The 958-nt window shown below is 50.6% G+C and carries 1 protein-coding gene; it reads right to left on the bottom strand.

Annotated elements, in window-relative coordinates; translation table 11 throughout:
- On the bottom strand, positions 1–958 hold a 958-nt coding region (locus WG89_RS02925), incomplete at both ends, for an IS1182 family transposase (protein WP_062261012.1).

The raw sequence follows: 958 nt of genomic DNA, 5'->3' as shown, positions 1-958 counted from the left end.
ACGCCACTGCATCCACTCCACCGTACTGGCACTACCATCTGGTTCTGGATCATCCGGTTGAAAACGCTTCAGCAATGGCAAGTTATGAGCTTCTCTGCTAATCGCAATGTAAGGCGTCAGTCCTGCTTTATCCACAGCATGAACATTGGCTTTGCTGAAATAGCCTGAATCTCCCAGAAGACCCGCCGCCTTACCCAGTACCGGCTCCAATATTTTCAGCTGAGCCAGTGTAGGAACCACTTCTTTTTTGTCGTTAGCTGACTGAGTGACATGGCGGGTGATGATCAAGCCGCTTTCGTTATCGACAGTGCCCTGAGCATTGTAAGCTTGTTCGAAGGCTCCGCCCGGTGCTGGCATGATTCGGGAATCCGGATCAGTCAAACTCACCTGATCTTTATCTCGTGCTCCCGGTTCTCGCGGGCGTGGTGCCTTGCCTGCATTGTTACGGGCTTTACGGCGCTCAACCTTTTCTTCGTACTCGGCCTTTTCCTGCTGGTATCGCTCTTCAGCCCGACGTTCTATTTCTTCTTTTGCTTTACTGATAACGGCCAGTCGGTCTTCTCTCCGCTTGAGTTCATCAGGTATCGACAGCCCTTCGGGCAGCTCATTTTTATCCGCTTGCTCTGACATGACCAGAAGTTCTGCAACTTCCTGTTTCAACTGTTTCTCCAGCTTGCAAGCGTGTTTATAACTCAAAGCCTTACTCTTGTTGGCATTAGCCTTGATTTTGGTACCGTCCAGGCTCACATTGCCCAGCTTCAACCAACCCGCCTCTTGAGCAATCATTAAGATCTGGACAAACAACGCCTCAATGTGCTGACGGAAGCGCTGGCGAAACGCGTTGATACTGTCGTGATCCGGATGCTGGTTGGCACAGATATAACGGAAAGCAATGGAGTCATGAGTCGCCATCTCCAACTTGCGGCTGGAAAAGACACCGGTTGCATAGCCATAAAAC

Origin of the sequence: Endozoicomonas arenosclerae (assembly GCF_001562015.1) — a bacterium.
Lineage (GTDB): Bacteria > Pseudomonadota > Gammaproteobacteria > Pseudomonadales > Endozoicomonadaceae > Endozoicomonas_A > Endozoicomonas_A arenosclerae.
This window is presented reverse-complemented; position numbering and strand designations above follow the sequence as displayed.